The sequence below is a fragment of the Pseudomonas sp. JDS08PS003 genome (assembly GCF_045013505.1).
GTDB lineage: Bacteria > Pseudomonadota > Gammaproteobacteria > Pseudomonadales > Pseudomonadaceae > Aquipseudomonas > Aquipseudomonas protegens_B.
On the sequence record NZ_CP120724.1, the window covers coordinates 886,795 to 904,712 of the forward strand.

The 17,918-nt window shown below is 63.1% G+C and carries 15 protein-coding genes and 1 pseudogene; 4 read left to right on the forward strand and 12 right to left on the reverse strand.

Annotation, left to right across the window (positions count from 1 at the left end; all coding sequences use genetic code 11):
- Positions 1–8: 8 nt before the first annotated feature.
- The 6 genes from P7C00_RS03985 to cpaB are packed head-to-tail and all read right to left on the reverse strand — an operon-like array spanning position 9 to position 6,468.
- Positions 9–893, reverse strand: a complete 885-nt coding sequence (locus P7C00_RS03985; protein WP_346636294.1) for a type II secretion system F family protein — start codon at positions 891–893, stop codon at positions 9–11.
- Position 894: 1 nt separating this feature from the next.
- Positions 895–1,776, reverse strand: a complete 882-nt coding sequence (locus P7C00_RS03990) for a type II secretion system F family protein (RefSeq protein ID WP_404938167.1) — start codon at positions 1,774–1,776, stop codon at positions 895–897.
- 16 nt (positions 1,777–1,792) lie between these two features.
- Positions 1,793–3,073, reverse strand: coding sequence for a CpaF family protein (locus P7C00_RS03995; RefSeq protein WP_404938168.1), 1,281 nt, complete (start codon positions 3,071–3,073; stop codon positions 1,793–1,795).
- Positions 3,070–4,263 (reverse strand): CpaE family protein, encoded by a 1,194-nt coding sequence (locus tag P7C00_RS04000; RefSeq protein ID WP_404938169.1) that lies wholly within the window; start codon positions 4,261–4,263, stop codon positions 3,070–3,072. Before P7C00_RS04000 ends, P7C00_RS03995 begins: the two co-directional genes overlap by 4 nt.
- Positions 4,260–5,513 carry a type II and III secretion system protein family protein gene (locus P7C00_RS04005; RefSeq protein ID WP_346636290.1) on the reverse strand — a complete coding sequence of 418 codons (1,254 nt, stop codon included), beginning with the start codon at positions 5,511–5,513 and terminating at the stop codon, positions 4,260–4,262. Before P7C00_RS04005 ends, P7C00_RS04000 begins: the two co-directional genes overlap by 4 nt.
- A gap of 19 nt (positions 5,514–5,532) precedes the next feature.
- Positions 5,533–6,468: a Flp pilus assembly protein CpaB gene (gene cpaB, locus P7C00_RS04010; protein WP_404938170.1), complete on the reverse strand. Its 936-nt coding sequence runs from the start codon at positions 6,466–6,468 to the stop codon at positions 5,533–5,535.
- Positions 6,469–6,798: 330 nt separating this feature from the next.
- Between cpaB and P7C00_RS04015 the strand changes: the two genes are divergently transcribed.
- The 3 genes from P7C00_RS04015 to P7C00_RS04025 are packed head-to-tail and all read left to right on the forward strand — an operon-like array spanning position 6,799 to position 7,740.
- Positions 6,799–7,005 (forward strand): Flp family type IVb pilin, encoded by a 207-nt coding sequence (locus P7C00_RS04015; RefSeq protein WP_346636288.1) that lies wholly within the window; start codon positions 6,799–6,801, stop codon positions 7,003–7,005.
- Positions 7,006–7,062: 57 nt separating this feature from the next.
- Positions 7,063–7,269 (forward strand): Flp family type IVb pilin, encoded by a 207-nt coding sequence (locus tag P7C00_RS04020; protein WP_346636287.1) that lies wholly within the window; start codon positions 7,063–7,065, stop codon positions 7,267–7,269.
- A gap of 57 nt (positions 7,270–7,326) precedes the next feature.
- The gene (locus P7C00_RS04025; protein ID WP_346636286.1) at positions 7,327–7,740 is read left to right on the forward strand and encodes a response regulator; all 414 of its coding nucleotides are present in this window, start codon (positions 7,327–7,329) and stop codon (positions 7,738–7,740) included.
- Positions 7,741–7,901: 161 nt separating this feature from the next.
- Here P7C00_RS04025 and P7C00_RS04030 read toward each other — a convergent pair whose 3' ends face one another.
- The 4 genes from P7C00_RS04030 to P7C00_RS04045 form a co-directional block, all read right to left on the reverse strand.
- Positions 7,902–9,578: a POTRA domain-containing protein gene (locus tag P7C00_RS04030; protein WP_346636285.1), complete on the reverse strand. Its 1,677-nt coding sequence runs from the start codon at positions 9,576–9,578 to the stop codon at positions 7,902–7,904.
- 192 nt (positions 9,579–9,770) lie between these two features.
- Positions 9,771–11,303 (reverse strand): collagen-like triple helix repeat-containing protein, encoded by a 1,533-nt coding sequence (locus P7C00_RS04035; RefSeq protein WP_346636284.1) that lies wholly within the window; start codon positions 11,301–11,303, stop codon positions 9,771–9,773.
- Positions 11,304–11,834: 531 nt separating this feature from the next.
- Positions 11,835–12,689 (reverse strand): MaoC/PaaZ C-terminal domain-containing protein, encoded by an 855-nt coding sequence (locus tag P7C00_RS04040; protein ID WP_404938171.1) that lies wholly within the window; start codon positions 12,687–12,689, stop codon positions 11,835–11,837.
- 2 nt (positions 12,690–12,691) lie between these two features.
- Entirely contained in the window at positions 12,692–14,044 is a 1,353-nt protein-coding gene (locus P7C00_RS04045) for a 3-oxoacyl-ACP reductase (RefSeq protein ID WP_404938172.1), read from the reverse strand.
- 133 nt (positions 14,045–14,177) lie between these two features.
- Here P7C00_RS04045 and P7C00_RS04050 point away from each other — a divergent pair, with 133 nt between their 5' ends.
- Positions 14,178–15,455, forward strand: coding sequence for an acetyl-CoA C-acetyltransferase (locus P7C00_RS04050; RefSeq protein WP_346636281.1), 1,278 nt, complete (start codon positions 14,178–14,180; stop codon positions 15,453–15,455).
- An 84-nt stretch (positions 15,456–15,539) separates the two neighbouring features.
- Here the strand turns inward: P7C00_RS04050 and P7C00_RS04055 are convergent, their stop codons facing one another.
- Positions 15,540–16,307, reverse strand: coding sequence for a methyl-accepting chemotaxis protein (locus tag P7C00_RS04055; RefSeq protein ID WP_404939905.1), 768 nt, complete (start codon positions 16,305–16,307; stop codon positions 15,540–15,542).
- A gap of 138 nt (positions 16,308–16,445) precedes the next feature.
- Positions 16,446–17,486 (reverse strand): annotated as a pseudogene (locus P7C00_RS04060) (cache domain-containing protein); the annotation flags it as partial.
- Positions 17,487–17,918 lie beyond the last annotated feature (432 nt).

Here is a 17,918-nt window from a genome sequence, read left to right on the forward strand (position 1 = left end):
GATTCCCTCTAGGAAGCAAAGGCCCGGGCGATGGCGGTGAAGCCCGGCCCGGCCAGTACGATCAACAAGGCGGGGAAGAGAAACAGCATCATCACCACCGACATTTTGGCCGACATTTTCGAGATGTATTCCTGCAGGCGGGTCAGGCGCCGGTCGTCGAGCAACTGCTTGAGGGCCTGCAGGGATTTCATCGCGCCGCCACCTTGCAGTATCAGTTGCTGGAGAATCACGCAGGTGTCGGTGAATTCGTCTACCGCCAGCAGGGTTGCGGTCTGGCTGAGTTCCTGGCCCAACTCCAGGCCCGAATCGACCCGCGCCAGGATCAGGCGCAGCTCGTGGGTCAGTTCCGGCAGCAGCTTCTGGGCTTCGTTGCCCAGAACCCGCAAGGCCTGTTCCACGGCCATGCCCGACTCGAACAGAATGCGCAGCAAGGGAATGAAGGTGGAGATCTCCATGGCGATGAGTTTCTGCCGGCGCTTGGCGGCGTAGGCCAGGGCGCGCTTGGGCAGCAGATAGCCGGCACCGGCGGCCAGCATGGGCACCAGCCATTTGTTCTCGGCCTGGGGATAGGCCACTTCCTGGATGAAGATCGTCAGGCACACCACCAGCAGCGGCGTGGCGATCTGCAAGGCGGCGAACAGCGAGCGCTGGTTGGCCCGACGCCAGCCCAGGCGGTTGAGCAGGACCTGCGTCTCGCTGTCCATGCTGACGGCGCGCTGGCCGAAGCGGCTGTCGCCCAGCAGTCGCAGCCAACTGCCCAGGCGGTTGTCACGGGTCATGTTGCCCTGCAGTCGCTGGGCAATCTGGCGCTCGCGCCGGCGCTGCTCCAGCACGCCGTTGCCAAGCAGCAGCAAGGCGCCGAAAAACAACATCGCAGCGGCCAGCAGAAGCATTTCAGATACTCCTCAACATACGCCACAGCGCCAGGCAGCCGAAGATCTGCAGGCACACGGCAATAATCAGCATCTGTTGCCCGGCAGGGTCGTGCCACATGCCGAGCATGTAGCCGGGGTTGGTGAGCATGAAGTAACTCACCAGAATCATTGGCAGGAGCCCCAAGACCCAGGCGGTCATGCGGGTTTCCCCGGTCATCGCACTCAGTTGCCGAGCCCCTTGCTCTCGCTCGCGAATCAGCTTGATCAGGTTTTCCAGTAGCTCGCTGGCGTTGCCGCCGTAACGGTGATTGACCTTGAGGCCCAGGGCGAACATGCGTAACTCGTCCTGTTCGTAGAACTCGGCAAAATCACTGACTGCGTCCGGCAGGTTGACCCCCAGCTGCACGTTGCGCTGGATACGCCCCATGGCTTGTTTCAGTGGATCGTTGCTGGCCTCGATGGCTCCCAGCACGGCGTCTGCCAGGGTGCGCCCGGACTTCAGGCTGCGCACGCTGTGATCCAGCAAGGGGGGCAGTTGCTCGATCATGCGCTTGAGCCGGCGCTGGTACAGCCAGGCGATATACAGCCGCAACAGCAGCGGTGGGCCGCAGATGCAACCCAGCAGCCCGAGCCAGTCCCCCAGCAGGTAGCCCAGCAATATGAGTATTGCCCACATCGCCAGCCACAGGCCCAGGCGCTCACTGGGCTGGCCCAGGCCGGCGCGGGCGAATGCGCGCTCCAGGCCGGTCCATGAACTGCGTTGCGGGCGCAGATCGGGTTGCCCCTCGGCCAGCCGGTTGAGTACCCGTTCACGCTCGGTCTTGCGCACGCCGTGGTAGAACAGCCAGCCGGAAAGCCCCAGCAGAATCAGGCAGATCAAGGTAAGCAGCAGACCGATCATGGGCTACCTCGCCGGTTCAATTGACGCCCAGCCCGCTCTCGCGGCGCAGTTTGTCCCCTGCCGGATTCAGTGCCTCGCGCAAGAAGCCGAAGCCCAAGCCGTTGCGGCGATCCAGGCGGAACAGGGTATTGGTGACATAGATGTCATCGCGAATGCCCACCACCTCCACCACTTCGCTGACGCAGCGCCGGCCATCGGGCAGACGGGTCAACTGGATCACCACATCCAGGGCCGCGCAGATCATCTGCCGCAAGGTGCGCTCGGCGATCTGGCGACCTGTCAGGCCTACCAGGGTTTCCAGGCGCAGCAGCGCATCCTGGGCGTTGTTGGCGTGCACGGTACTCATGGAACCATCGTGGCCGGTGTTCATCGCGGTCAGCACATCCAGCACCTCCACGCCACGGATCTCACCGAGGATGATCCGGTCCGGGCGCATCCGCAGGGCGTTGCGAATCAGGTCGCTGGCCTTGACCTCGCCATGGCCCTCGGCATTGGGCGGACGGGTTTCCAGGCGCACCACATGGGGGTGTCCCAGTTGCAGTTCGGCCACGTCTTCGATGGTCACCAGCCGCTCGTGGGGATTGATCAACTGACTGAGGATGTTCAGCAGGGTGGTCTTGCCGGTGCCGGTGCCGCCGCTGATCAGGATGTTGCAGCGTTTGCCCACGGCCTCCTGGAGGAACTCGAAGATCGCCAGGTCGATGGTCTGCATGGCGATCAGGTCGCTGCTCTTGAGCATGTCCTTGCGAAATTTGCGAATCGACAGGCAGGGGCCGTCCAGGGCGATGGGCGGGATGATTGCGTTGACCCGGCTGCCGTCCGGCAGCCGCGCATCGACCATGGGTGAGGACTCGTCGAGGCGTCGGCCAAGGGGCGCGAGAATCCGCTGCATGACCCGCTCCACATGGTGGGCGTCGATAAAGCGCAGGTCGCTCTGGTGCAATACACCGTCACGCTCGACGAATACCCGGTGCGGACCGTTGACCAGGATTTCAGTCACCGCCGGGTCGCGCAGCAGCACTTCCAGGGGGCCGAAGCCGGTCAGCTCATCAACGATTTCCTCCGCCAGGCGCTCCATCTCGTAGCGCGAAATCGCCAGGTGCATGCGCGCGATGTACTCCGCCACTTTATCGGTGACGAACTGCGCAAGGTTCTGCCGTGAGCTTTCCAGCAGGTTCTTTCCCGACTCTTCGATGGCATCGATGATGTAGCGATGCAGTACCAGCTTCAGCCCTTCGTGATCGCTGTTACCCAGGGGGGCGCGGGCTGGGGCACCAAACAGTTTTTCGCCGCTCATCTGCCCCCCATGATCCGGTTGAGCCAGCCGGCTTTGGGCTTGGGCAGGCCTTCGGAACGTTTGGCCAGGCGCTCGCCCAGGGTACGCAGGCTTTGCGTCAGGGCTTCGCGTGGGGCCAGTTCGAACAGGGTGACGCCCTGGTTCTTGGCATTCAGGCGAATCTCCGGGCTGTAGGCCAGCACCGCAATCACCTCCAGGCCAAAGGTCTTGCCCAGGGTCTCGGAGTCTGGTGCGACGGCGCGCAGGTAACGGTCCACCAGCAAGCGCGCGTGATCGAGCTTCAAGCCCTTTTCGCGCCAATGGTTGAGCACCGCCAGGTTGCGCCGGCAGTCGAGCACGTTCTGGTCGGTGCACCAGATCAGCTTGTCGCAATGACTGACGAAGGTGCGCAGGGCCTCGCTGTCCGGCTGCCCGACCAGGTTCACCACGATGTGCTGGAAGTGCTGGCGCAAGGCACTGAGCAGCATGTACAGCTCGGCCGCGCTGGTGTGTTCCAGGGGCTCGTCGTGGGGGGCATAGGCGAGGATGCGCAAGCCGGCCTCGGCACTGGTGAAGGCGCTGTCGATCAGGGTTGTATCCAGGCGTCGCAAGTGCCGCAGGGCGTCGCCAAAGTGGAAGGAGCTTTCCAGCCCCAGCAAGGCCAGGCTGTCGCCCCGGGGCAGACCGAGGTCCAGCAATAGGGTCTGCTGACCGCTCTTCTGCACCACCAGCGCCAGGTGCCCGGCCAGGAGTGCGCCATCCCCGTCGCCCTGGACGCCGTAGAGCACGGTCAGGCCACCCAGCTGGGTGTTGGGCGTCACGGCCGGCAGGCGCTTGCTCAAGCGTCTGACCAGGCCGGCGACTTCGCTGGAGCGCGAGCCGTAGGCGACAAAATCCCGCGCCCCGGCGCGCATGGCGTTGAGCACCAACTGGTTGTCCATGCCATCGCCGAGGGCAACGATCGCCAGCATCGGCTTGGCTTCCAGGGCCCCTTCGATCAGCGCGGCCTGGGCCACTACATGCTCGCGGTCGAGGCCGACGAACACCAGATTGGCGAAGGTCACGTCCACCAGTGCCAGCAACTCGTCGAGGCTGCCATCGGCCCCCACTACCTGGCCCAGGGGCGCCAGGGCCCCTTGCAGCCACTCAAGGTCGGTGCTGTTGCGGGTGATGGCAAGAAAGGTCTGGCTCAGGCTCTGGCTCTGGCTCATTGCGATAGCCCGCTGCGCTTGTCGAAGTTACCGTTCTCGAGGAAGAACATGCGATAGAAGTTCGGGTCGTAGCTGCGCAAGCGCTCACCGGGCAAGGCCGGAAGCTTGGCGTCGGCGGCCAGGGGCTGGACCAGGTGCGGAGTGACCACCATCAGCAGCTCGCGCTCCTCGCGATTGATCGTCGAGTCGCGGAAGAACGCACCCAGTACCGGGATGTCCCCCAGCCCGGGAAACTTGTTCACCTGGGAACTGTTGCGGGAGCTGATCAGGCCGCTGATGACGAAGCTCTCGCCATCGGCCAGGGAGATGCTGGTATCGGTACGGCGGATGGTCAGGGCGGGCACTTGGGTCCCGGCGATGGTCACAGCGTTGCTGTAGTCCAGCTCGCTGACCTCCGGGGCCACTTTCAGCGAGATGCGACCGCTGTCGACAATGGTGGGGGTCAGGGTCAGGCGGATACCGAATTCCTTGTACTCGATGGTCACGCTATTGCTGCCGGTGCTGGGCACCGGAATAGGGATTTCGCCACCGGCAAGGAAGCTTGCGCTCTGGCCGCTGAGGGCCACCAGCGACGGCCGGGCCAGGGTGTAGGCGAAGCCGCTGCCTTCCAGGGCGTTGATCAGCGTCAGCACCCGCCCGTTGCCGAAGCCGATATTGAAGGTGCCGTTGTCCAGGGGGATGTTGGTGCGCCGGCCACCGAAGGTCGGGGTGACGCTACCGGAGGTGCCACTGCTGACAGGAGCGGTGTTGGGGGAACCGAACAGGAAGTTGTGCCCGCGGCCAAAGATCGAGGTACTGGCCTCCTTGAGCTTGGTGCGGCTGACCTCGACGAAGCGGATGTCGGTCTGTACCTGGCTGGGCAGCAACGGATCATCGCTGATTGGCAAGCGGCTGGTGGTCATGTCGGCAGTGGCCCGGCCGCGGACGAATACCATGCTCTTGCGCGGAGTGCTGGAGCAGGAGGTCCAGACCATCAGGCTAGTGGCGCCAGGGGCCATGCCGGTGAGGAGGAAGGCCTTGTTGCCGTTGGCGTGGACATCGGCGACTTTCGGATCGCCCACCGCCAGCCGGGTGATGGTCACCGGGGACTGCAGTTCCTGCTGCAAACCTTCGCCGACTTCCAGCACTGTCGGCAACGGCGCCAGGCTCGAGCAGCCCGGCACTGGAGCAGCCAGGGCCTGGTTCCAGAGCAACTGGCCCAGGCTCAGGGTCAACAGTGTGGTGAACAGCGGCATGGAACGACTGCGCATGTAGTGCATCCTTGCTCAATCAGGGAGTTTGTTGAGAGACCTGGTTACCTCGGATGACCTCCACCGCCGATCGTGGTGCGCCACCGTGGGCGACCGGACTACGGGGAGCGTTGCCGAGGGCCAGTTGAGTGAACTGGAACAGGTTGCTGTTGGCGGCATCGAGGTGGCCGATGGCGTCCTCGTTGCCCGCCCAGTAATGGGCCAGGCGCTGTTCCTCGCTGCTACGCACGGCCAGTCGCAGCACACCGACCTGGGTGGCGAGCATCAGCCGGCTCAAGAGCTGCTCGGGAACGGCCAGGACCACAGTACGGGCGGCGATCCGGCGCTGGTCCTGCTTGAGCTTCTCCTCGTTGCTCACGGCAGGGGCAGCGGGCTGTCCGTCATTGGTCAGTCCCAGTTGTTCGCCTACCGCCAGGACCCGCATGGCGGGCACCGCAATCTGTGCCGATTGCTGTGGATTGGTGGTGTCCTGGCGCAGGAACAGCAACACGTCGACATAGTCCCCGGGGCTTAGTTGTCCGGCGGCGCCGATCACTTCATCCACCGCTACCGCCAGGGCTCGCTCATCGCTGCGAATCATCCGTGCCAGGGCGCCACCGGACTCGAAACTCTGGGCGTTGAGCCAGGTGCCGGCGCTCAGTTGCCGCCAGGGCGTACGCCCCACCGCCTGATCAATGGCATTGAGGCTGCCGGCCGGCGCGGTGCGCAGTTTTTCCAGCGCCAGATCCGCGGCGGTGAGGGGAACGAAAGGTGGTACATCGTGCACCAGTACCACCACGGGTTGGCGGGTCTGGTCCTCGGCGTTGCTGGTGGCTTGTTCGACGACAGGTGGGGCCACCGGTTGAGTCGGTGGAGCCGGTTCGGGTTGACGGCTGAGGACCAGGCCCCAGTAACCGAAAAACACCGCACCCAGCAGTAGAAGTCCAGCCAGACCCATGGTGACGCGACTGTTCATGAAGGCTCTCCCTATCCTGCTGCACTACCAGCCCGTGATTCCAAACGAGTTAATTTCGCAATCAGGCAGCTATGAACATGCAACTATTTCGCTATGTGAAGGTAGTAGAGCTAGGACGAAATGCCATTAACTCGTCGAAAAATAGCTAACAAAGGTATGAGTTACCCAACAGGGGGAGTTTTTTTGGCGCCAACCTTCCAATTAATACTTAGTGATTAATCAGTTCTTACAGTTGCTGGGCTGGGCTTTGTTGACAATGCTCAACTTGCACCGGGGAACTTTGTTCCGGTGCGCTTGCATCGGCGCCGTCTGGCGCATAGGAGAACTAGGATGATCCTTCAATATTTGTGGCTCAGGGCGCGCCTGTTTTTTGACCGTACCGATGGCGCTTCCGCGATCGAGTACGCGATTGTGGTGGCCATGGTTGCGGTTGTGGTGGTGGCGTTCGTGACCCCTCTGGGTAATCGGGTACTGGCCATTTTCAACAACGTTCTGGTTGCCTTGGGAGGTGCCGTGGTCACTCGCCCCACTCCGTGAATCAGCGCGCGAGTGCTTAGCCGGCTGTTGCGGCGTTCGATAAATCGGAGGTGCTTCATGCTGATTGAATACCTACTGCTTCGCGCTCGTCTGTTTCTGGCCCGGACACACGGTGCGTCGGCCATCGAGTACGCGATAGTGGTTGCCATGGTAGCGGTTGTCGTAGTGGTGTTCGTGACGCCGATGGGCGATCGGGTCTTGGCCATTTTCAACAATATTCTGGTTGCCATGGGAGGTGCCACGGTTACCCGACCCACGCCTTGAGGCCGGCAATTACTCTTGCTGTGAAGGCCGTCGGACAGTCAGCTCAAGGTAATGTCGATGAATATTGCTTCCCCCCAACGCCAGCAACTGCTTCTGGTGGACGATGAAGAAGACGCGCTGCTGGAGCTCACCGAGTTGCTGGAAGGTGAGGGCTTCTGTTGTTTCACTGCAACCTCGGTGAAGCTGGCGTTGGAGCACCTCACTCGCCATCCGGACATTGCGCTGGTCATTACTGACCTGCGTATGCCGGAGGAGAGTGGCCTGTCTTTGATCAAGCGCCTGCGCGAACACACCTCGCGGCAGCATTTGCCGGTCATCGTCATGTCCGGCCATGCCGATATGGATGACGTCAGCGATCTGTTGCGCCTGCAGGTACTGGATCTGTTCCGCAAACCTATCTATCACGTGCGCCTGCTGGAAACCCTCAACAATCTGTTTCCTCAACCCCGGCTGCATATAGTCGGTCCCTGATCGCCCCCTGTCGGCTCGGGCTGACGCTCATCGAGTGGTCAGGACGCGGGCTGCGCTTTTTTTGAACAACACTCAAGCACCTGATCGCGGAGCCCTCTGCGAGAGGTGTCGTGCGGGCAAAAAAAGGCCTGCCGCTGGGCAGGCCTCGGTCACACCACTGTTCAGAGTTGATAACTGAAGCTCAGGGTGTAGCGCGGACGGCGGTTGTAGGTGTCCAGGGCTTCATCGGACATGGGCTTGGCTGCCTCCAGAGCGATGTTGTAGTGCTTGGCGTCGCCGAAGCGCAGGCCCACAGCGGCTGATGACAGGTTACTACCCCTGACCGGCAACTGGTTGAACCAGGTCTTGGAGCGGTCCAGCACGACGTAGGGTTGCAGTACCCGGACCCAGGGGCCCTCACGATGGAAGCTGTAGTTCACCTCATAGGCCACGCCCCAACCCTTGTCCCCAGTGGCCTGGTCATCGGGATAACCCCGCGCGAAGTTCTGCCCGCCGAAACTGGCCCGTTCACTGTCGGGCAGGTTGTCGTCGCTCCAGTAGAGGGCCGCGGAAAGCACCCCCTGCCAATTGTCGAAGAAACGGTCGCTCTGTACCCCCGCCACCCGCAGGCGGAAGAAATCCAGGTCGTAGAGCTCGTTGTTGGTCTTGGCCCCCATGCTGTCCAGGCCCCGGTAGATACCGGCGCTGAGAATCCGCAGTTGGCGCGGATCGGACTTGCTCCAGTCACCCTCCAGCGCCAGGGCGCGGATATCGGTTTTCTCTTCCAGGGTCAGGGGGCTGTTGCTCACCCGATAGCGGGTCTTGTCGTTCACCGCATACAGGCGCGTACCGGCGGTAAGCATCTCATTGGGCGAGGCGATGAAGGGGTGGCTGACACCGATGGAGAAACGGTCGTTCTCGCGGTGGGGCTCAAGCTCCAGGCCATTGGCCAATTGCACGTTGCTTCGCGGATCACTGCGGTAGCGTGCACCGTAGAGGCTCAGTTGCGTGCCCTCGGAACCCAGCAACTGGCTGTAGTCCAGGCGGTAGTAGTGTTCCTTGTCCTTGCCCGGGGGAAACAGTCCGCTGAGGCTGAGCTGTTCGCCCCAGGCCGTTTGCGAGCTGCTGGTAATGCCCACCAGGGCCTGCAGGCCGTTGCGGTTGTCGTCGGTGCTGTTGAGGGTGGTGCTGATGGGCTTGCGGCTGGCCACGGCCACCAGTTGCGTCGCACCGTCGGTGGTTCCCGGTGGCGGCACCACCGCTTGCAGGGTCACACCCGGTACCCGGCTCATCAGCGTGGTATAGCGTTCGAAGGTTTTGCGGGTCAGCGGGCGTTCGGCCTTTAGCTTGCTCACCAGCTTGTCCAGGTAGGTGGCCACCGGGCCGATGTCGCCCTGCAACTGGTAGTCCCTGATATAGCCTTCCACCAGCACCACCCGCAGGACACCCTGGTCGAAGTTCTGCTGCGGCATGAAGGCGTAGGACAGCAGGTAGCCGTCGTTCTGGTAGCGTCGGGTGATCTCACGAGTGGCTTCGATCAATTGAGCGAAGCTGGTTTCATGGCCGATCAATGGCTGGTAGATCGCCGCCAACTCCTCAAGCGGGTAGACCGTGCCGCCCTCGATCTGTACCTGGCGCACCGTGACCTTGGTGCCCATCATCAGCGGCTGCTGCCCTTGAGGGGCGACGGGTTGCTCGGGCATCTGCAACTGCGGTGTGGCCGGGCGATAGGCGTCCACCGGCAGGTTGGGTTGGGGGAGGTTGGTAATGCTGTCGTTGCTGTTGAGAAAACGGGGAAGGGAGTCGGCGTAAGCGGAGGTACAGCATCCAATCAACAACAAACTGGCCAACGTGCGCATAGGACACTCCATGGTCAAGCCGCAGCGATGCTAAAAGTCCTCATTCCATGCACCGTTCAGGGTCTGAGCCATGATCGGGTGCTGGATTGTCATGCTCTGGATAAACAAAAAGGCGAGAGACTCATCTGAATCCCTCGCCCTCAACCAAGCGTAGGCGCTGTAGGTAAGGCCGTCGAATCGGCCAGGTGCAAATTATTTTTTGCTGCCGCCCAGGGCGCCGGTCAAACCACCCAGCACACCACCCAGGCCACCGTTGAGACCCGCTCCTGCGGAAGCGCTGCCACTGGCGCTGGCGCCGACCCCGAGCCCACCGAGCAAGCCGCCGCTGGGGGCAGTGCCACCGTTGACCAGACCGCCCACCGAGGCCACGGTGCTGCCCACTGCGCCGAGGGTGCCGCCCAGGGCGCCGCCGACCTGATTGCCGCCCGTGCTGCCGGCTACGGTAGTGCCCACATTGCTCACAGCCCCGCCCACTTGGCCCAGCAGACCGCTGACCGGGCCACCCAGACCGCTGGCTGCGCCCACTTGCTGGGTCAGGCCGGAGACCGAACTGGTGATCGGATTCAACGCCGAGCCAAGGTTCACACCGACACTGGCCAGAGGAGCGGTGACCACAAGGTTGGGAGTGCCTGGGCCGCCCAAGGCGCCGCCCACCGAAGCGATCAGGCCGCCCACTGCACCGCCAGCGGCACTCCCTGTGCTGACAGTGCCATTGGTGTTGCCGGTATTGATGCCGTTGCCGAGGTTGGCCACTGCACCGCCTACGACTTCCAGCAAGCCGGTGCCGCCCAAGCCAGTACCACCGCCGGTGCTGCCACCGCTTCCGGTGCCGCTCCCGGACTTGCCGACGTAGCCACCCGCGCTGTTTACAGCGCCGCTGGCATTGCTCAGGGCATTACCCAACAGGTCGGTCACAGGGTTGCCATCACCGGTATCACTGACCTTCTCGCCGGTATCATCCACAGCATCGGTCACCCCTTTGATCAGACCCTTGACCGGAGCGCCGAGGCCGGTGCTGCTGCCGACTTTGCCGGTCAGGCCTTCTGCCATGCTCACTACCGGTACCAGTACCTTGTCACCCACGCCGTCGGTCAGGGTGCCTACCGGCCCGCTGCTGGTAACGGTACTCAAGGTGTTGCCCAGCATGGTTACCCGGGTGCCGACACCGCTGAGTACCGGGGCCACCCTGGTCACCACGCCACCGACTACCGGAACGCTTTGGGTGGTCGCCGCCAGTTGCCCGCTGAGATCTTTGACTCCGGTGCCCACATCGCCGACCACGTTGCCGACGGTGGCGGTGGTCTTGCTCAGGGCCTTGGGATCGCTGCCCAGTTTGCCGAGGCCGTTGGTCAAGCCTTCACCAACGGTGTCCACTACATTGCCGGTAGTGTTGACGGCACTGCGGGCCAGGCTGCCTACCACCGGAACCGCCGCCAGGGAGTCGCCCAGGGCAGTGACACCGTCGCCGACACCGCTCACGGTAGTGCCCACGCCGGACACCACGTCCGCAGTCACCAGGGTGCTGGTCGTGCCACCTGTTCCGCCTCCGGTGCCTCCGCCGGTACCACCACCTGTTCCGCCACCAGTACCACCGCCAGCAGTGGTTGGAGATGAGCTGCTACCGCCACTCTTATGGCCGCCACCGCCGCCGCTGCAGCCTGCCAGGCTGAGGGTCAGGATCATGGCCAGTGCTGTACATGCTTTCCATCCGAATTGAGTTTTCATGAGAGGTATCCCTTGCACCTGTTACAACGTTCGTTGTTTTCGACAGCTCTCCAGTTCTGTGCTGAAGATGCCTTCGTCCGTTGTCTACATAAAAGGCGCAAGCGACTATTTGAACAATTATGAACTTGGTATTAATGACTTGTGTTCTTGGGGTTTTGTTTCTCTATAAGCAACTAGTTTAAAAGTATTGGCTGTGGGTTTATGTTTTTATAAGTTATTGTTAGTTAAGGGATTATTGTGTGAGGTTGGAGTGTTCTCTTTGGGGTTTAAACTAAAGTTGTATATATACAATTAATAGGTTTTATTTTGCTTTCTAGGCAGCGGGCGACAACTGCCGGGACTTTCTTAGTTGGTGTCGAGGGCTTTCAATTCTGCGCAAGCCGATACTGCGCGAGCGAATGGCTGTTGGAGCCTGTGATGCCTGGTCCCATCGGGTGGCTGTTGTGCCTGCCGTTTTTCGCTGGGGACTTTCTGGCCCGGCAAGCCGGAATCCACGCTCAGTTAGCCAAGCAGGTCGGGGTTGATGACGTCTCAGGCGATGGGCTGCCAGCGACCCTGCATATGTTGCAGATCGCCGTTGCCCAGTAGCAGGAGTTCGCCACTGGACCCAGCGGCGCTGGCCAGCAAGCGGACGGTCCCCGGCAGCAGCACGGGCTTCATGAACTGCACCGACACTTCGATATTCGCGGCCGGCAGGTGCTCGCTCAGCGCCGCCAGGGTCATGGCCTTGTTCCACAGACCGTGGGCTATGGCCTGGGGAAAGCCGAACAGACGGGCACTCCAGGCGCTGAGGTGGATAGGGTTGTAGTCACCTGAGACCCTGGCGTAGCGTCGGCCGATGTTGCTTTCGGCCTGCCAGCGGCTCACCTCGTTCAGACCTTCACCCAATGACGGGAGCGGCGCGGCAGGCTCTCCGGGCAACTTGACTGTGCGACAGAGCATCTGACTTTCGGCTTCCCAGAGTGGCCCCAGCAGATCGTCCACGGTGGTCACCAGATCGAACACCGCCCCCTTGGCGTGATGTTGCAGGTTGTCTACCCGGACGCCGATCCGCACGCTGCTGACGTTTCCCATGGGGCGTAACACTCGAATCCGGTTGGCCAGATGGACCAGCCCCAGCAACGGGAAGGGGAAGTTCTGCGCGGTGAGCAGCTGCATTTGCAGCGCGAAGGCCAGCACATGGGGATAGGTGGCAGGGAGCAGGCCGTTGTCGGCAAAACCGCAGACCTTGCGATAGGCCGCCAGCTGTTTGGGCTCCAGGCTGATCCAGCAGCGCAGCCCGTCTTCGGGCAACTCGGTGCCATGAGGCCGTCGTCTCAGCGCCGCTTTGAGAAACAGCGGCGGCAGGAGTGCAGGCAGGTTCAGTTCATGCCAGTGCGTCGTCATCTTCAGGCTCCCAGGACACTTTGGCCACACACCCGCAAGGCTTGCCCGCTGACCGCGCCACTGCCCGGCTGGCCGAGCCAGGCCACGGCCTCGGCGACGTCCTGAGGCAGCCCGCCCTGGCCCAGGGAACTCATGCGGCGTCCGGCTTCGCGCAAGGCGAAGGGCACCTTGGCGGTCATCTGGGTCTCGATGAAGCCTGGCGCCACGGCGTTGATGCTGATGCCCCGGGCCTTGAGCACAGGTGCCCAGGCCTGGGCCAGGCCGATCAGCCCGGCCTTGCTGGCGGCGTAGTTGGTCTGCCCACGGTTGCCGGCGATGCCGCTGATGGAGGCCAGCAAAATCACGCGTCCGTGATCGTGCAGTAGGCCGCTGTCCAGCAGGGCCTGGGTCAGCACCTGAGGGGCATTGAGGTTCACCGCCAGCACCGCGTCCCAGAACTCCGCGGTCATGTTGGCCAGGGTCTTGTCCCGGGTGATCCCGGCGTTGTGCACCAGGATGTCGATACCGTCGGGCAGTTGCTCTAGTAACTGGGCCGGGGCGTCCTCGGCGCAGATATCCAGGCCGATGGCGCGTCCGCCGAGACGGGCGGCCAGGGCTTCCAGATCGGCCTTGGCCTGGGGCACATCCAGCAACAGCACCTGAGCGCCGTCCCGAGCCAGGGTTTCGGCGATGGCCGCGCCAATGCCTCGGGCCGCGCCGGTGACCAGGGCCTTGCGCCCGGCCAGTGGTCGGCTCCAGTCCTGGACCTGGCTGGCACAGGGCTGCAAGTGGATCACCTGCCCGGAAACATAGGCACTCTTGGGCGAGAGAAAAAATCGCAGGGCGCCTTCCAGCTGCTCTTCGGCGCCTTCGGCCACATACAGCAGTTGCAGGGTGGCGCCGTCGCGCAACTCCTTGGCCAGGGAGCGACTGAAGCCCTCCAGGGCGCGCTGGGCACTGGCGGCAAAGGGCTCTGCCAGGGTTCGCGGAGCACGTCCGAGGATCAGCAGATGGGCGCTGGATTCAAGGCTTCGCAATAGCGGCTGGAAGAACTCCCGCAGTTGCTTGAGCTGGTCGGTATGCAGCAGTTCGCTGGCATCGAAGACCACTGCCTTGAGCTTGGGCCCGTGGCCGGGAATCCAGGGCGTGGCCAGGGCCGGATCGGTGCCGTAGCTGTAGACCGAGTCGGTCAGGCGCGGTGCCAGGGCGCTCACCTGTTGGGCCATGGCGCCGCCACCGATCAACAGGGCGCCTTCGATGGGCCGCAGACGGCCGGCCTGCCAGCGCTCCAGACGTACCGGTGACGGCAGGCCAAAGGCCCCGACCAGGCGCTGGCCGATGGACGAATTGGCGAAGTCGATATAACGGTCGGACATGGAACGCACTCCGCAGGCTGGGGTTCAAAGTGTGGACCACGAATGGCCCCGAGTCGTTCGATCTGCGAGAAGCCTCCTACGCTAGTGGGGGACGTACTCACCGAAGTCGCACTCAAAGAATAGGGAGCTTTCCATGACACAGCTGCGCCGCGTCGCGATTATCGGCGGTAACCGCATTCCCTTCGCCCGCTCCAACGGCCCGTATGCCACGGCCAGCAACCAGGCCATGCTCACGGCCGCCCTGGAGGGGCTGATCGAGCGTTACCAGCTCCATGGCCTGCGCCTTGGCGAAGTAGCGGCGGGGGCGGTGCTCAAGCATTCGCGGGACTTCAACCTGACCCGGGAATGCGTGCTGGGTTCGCGGCTGTCGCCCACTACCCCGGCCTATGACATCCAGCAAGCCTGCGGCACCGGCCTGGAAGCGGCCTTGCTGGTGGCCAACAAGATTGCCCTGGGGCAGATCGACTGCGGCATCGCCGGTGGCGTCGACACCACCTCGGATGCGCCGATCGGGGTCAACGAAGGGTTGCGGCAGATCCTGTTGCAGGCCAATCGGGCCAAGAGTACCGGTGACAAGCTGAAGATCCTGCTGCAGTTGCGGCCCCATCACCTCAAGCCGGAACTGCCGCGCAACGGTGAGCCGCGTACGGGCCTGTCCATGGGCGAACACTGCGAGCAGATGGCCAAGACCTGGAGTATTCCCCGTGGCGAACAGGACCAACTGGCCCTGGAAAGCCACCAGAAGATGGCCGCCGCCTATGCCGAAGGCTGGCACGACGACTTGCTCACGCCCTTCCTCGGCCTGACCCGGGACAACAATCTGCGCCCGGACCTGACCCTGGAAAAGCTCGCCAGCCTCAAGCCCGCCTTCGATCGCAGTGCTGCGGGCACCCTCACCGCCGGCAACTCCACGCCGCTGACCGACGGGGCCTCCCTGGTGTTGCTGGGCAGTGAGCAATGGGCCCGGGAGCGCGGTCTGCCGATCCTCGCCTACCTGCGCGACGGTGAGGCTGGCGCGGTGGACTTCGTCAATGGAGCCGAGGGGCTGCTGATGGCACCGGTGTATGCCGTGCCGCGCTTGTTGGCGCGCAACGGGCTGAGCCTGCAGGACTTCGACTATTACGAGATCCACGAAGCCTTTGCCGCCCAGGTGTTGTGCACCCTCAAGGCCTGGGAGGATGCGGATTATTGCAAGACCCGCCTGGGCCTCGACGCGCCCCTGGGGCCCATCGATCGCGCGCGGCTCAACGTCAAAGGCAGCTCCCTGGCGGCGGGACACCCCTTTGCCGCCACCGGTGGACGGATTGTCGCCAACCTGGCCAAGTTGCTGAGTGTGGCGGGGCAGGGGCGCGGGCTGATTTCCATCTGTGCGGCCGGGGGCCAGGGCGTGACGGCGATCATCGAACGCTGAGGTTCGTGGCATTCGCCGGCAAGCCGGTTCCTACAGAGAAATACTTCAAACCCGTAGGAGCCCGGCTGGCCGGCGAAAGGGTCCTCAAGTCTTGAAGCGTCGTACCAGGCTGTCCAGCTCATTGGACAGCCCGGCCAGGCTCTGGGAGTCCAGGCGCGCCGCGTTGGCCAGTTCCGCCACCAATTGCGCATCGCCATGGATCTGGCTGATGTGCCGGTTGATGTCTTCCGCCACTTGATGCTGCTCCTCGGCGGCGGTGGCGATCTGGGTGTTCATGTCGCGGATCACGTCCACCGACTCGCGGATCTGTCCGAAGCTGTTGCGCGCCAGGCCGATGCGGTTCACTGACTGCTGGGACACTTCCAGGCTGGCGTGCATCTGCTGGGTCACGGCGCTGGTGCGCTTGGCCAGGTTGCCCAGCAGCCCGTCGATCTCGGCGGTGGAATCGGCGGTGCGCTTGGCCAGGGCGCGGACTTCGTCGGCCACCACGGCAAACCCACGACCCTGTTCACCGGCCCGGGCCGCCTCGATGGCGGCGTTGAGGGCCAGCAGGTTGGTCTGCTCGGCGATGGAGCGGATGGTGCCGAGAATCGACTGGATGTCGTTGCTGTCGCGTTCCAGTTGCTGCATCGATTGTGCCGACTGCTCGATCTCCTGGCTCAGGCGGTCGACGCTGTGTACCGCGTCGTCGATCTGCTGCTGGCCTTCCTGGGCCTGACGCTGGCCACTGTCCGCCGATTCGGCGGCCTGGCTGCAGGAGCGGGCCACTTCGTTGGCCGTGGCAACCATTTCGTGGAAGGCCGTGGACACCATGTCCACCGCTTCGCGCTGGCGTCCGGCGGCTTCGGCCATGTCGCTGGAAACCTGGGTCGAGGAATGGGAGGTGGCGAGAATCTTCTGTGCCGCCTGGCCGATGTGCTGGATCAGGCTGCGGATCGCCGCGAGGAACTGGTTGAACCAGTTGGCCAGTTGCGCGGTTTCATCGCTGCCACGGATATTCAGGTTGCGGGTCAGGTCGCCTTCGCCCTGGGCGATGCCTTCCAGGCCACTGGCGACACTGCGGATCGGGCGCACGATGAGGCTGGCGAAGCTGGCTCCGAATACTGCGAACAGCACGGCCAGGACCCCGGCGATCACGGCGATGATCCAGGTCAGTTGGGTGGCCGAGCCCATGACTTCGCTCTGCTTGATCAGGCCGATGAAGGTCCAGCCCAGTTGTTCGGAAGGCCAGACGTTGGCCATGTAGTGCTCGCCACCCAGCTCAACCTGCACCAGGCCCTTGCCGGTTTTGGCCAGTTGCGCGTAACCATCGCCGAGGCTGCCCAGGGCCTTGAAGTTATGTTCCGGTTGTTTGGGGTCCACCAGCACCGTGCCGTTGTTTTCCATCAGCATCAGGTAACCGGACTCGCCCAGCTTGATCTGCTTGACGATTTCGGTGAGTTGCTTGAGCGACACGTCGACCGCGACCACCCCGCCTTGAGGGCCCAACTGGTTGGACAGGGAGCGTACGGTGCTGACCAGCACCGCATCGTCGCTGGCCCAGTAATAGGCGTCGGTGCGCAGGGTCTTGCCTGGGTTGGCCAGGGCGGTTTTGTACCAGGGGCGTACACGAGGGTCGTAGTTGGCGAGCTTCAGGTCGGCGGGCCAAGAGACGTAACCGCCGTTGCTCACGCCATAGGACACATAGGAATACGCGGGATGGCTGGCGGCCATGGCGGCGAACAGCTCGAAAATGCGTTTGTCCTGCTCGCCTTCCGGGACCTTCGCGGCATCGGCGCTCATCCAGGTCTTGAGGTCGCCGCCGGCCTGGGTCAGCAAAGGTTGGGCCGCCAGGTAGTCGATGTTCTGGCTGATGCCTTCGAAAAACAGTTGCATGGCGTTGGCCACTTGGCGGATCTCGCGACCGCTGCCGTCGACAAAGGTGTTTTCGGCATCGCTGCGCAGGTTGATCACCACCAGCGTGGCCACCAGCACCACGGGCAGGCAGGCAATGACGGCGAAGGCCCAGGTGAGTTTCTGTTTGATATTCATCCGCGCTCCAGATTTTCTTGTATGACCACGAAGTGCAGGCGACTCGCGGATTATTGGCAGCTTGAAGGGTGGCGCTGATTGCAGTCCCTGAGGCAGAAGTCGAGCAGGCAGCGATCGAACCTTGGCCGGCGGCTGACGTCTTCATTGGATTGTCGGACAAAATCCTTTTGTCTCTGATGACTTCGGCTGGGACGGCGGAAAATTGAGCCGCTGGGAGAAAAAACCTCCTTGCAGACGCCAAGGGCGTGCGACGGATGGCGGCAATCTCTCAAGCCTTGGCGGGCGTTGTTCGCTGGCCGCTCGGCTATGATCTTCGGCGGCGGGGCTTCAGGGATCTGGCACATTGAGTGCATTGCTGTCGTCCGGCGCTCGGCAGCCCTTTCCCGTGGTGGGAGGATTGCCGTATAACGAGTGACTTTCGCGTGTTTGGTA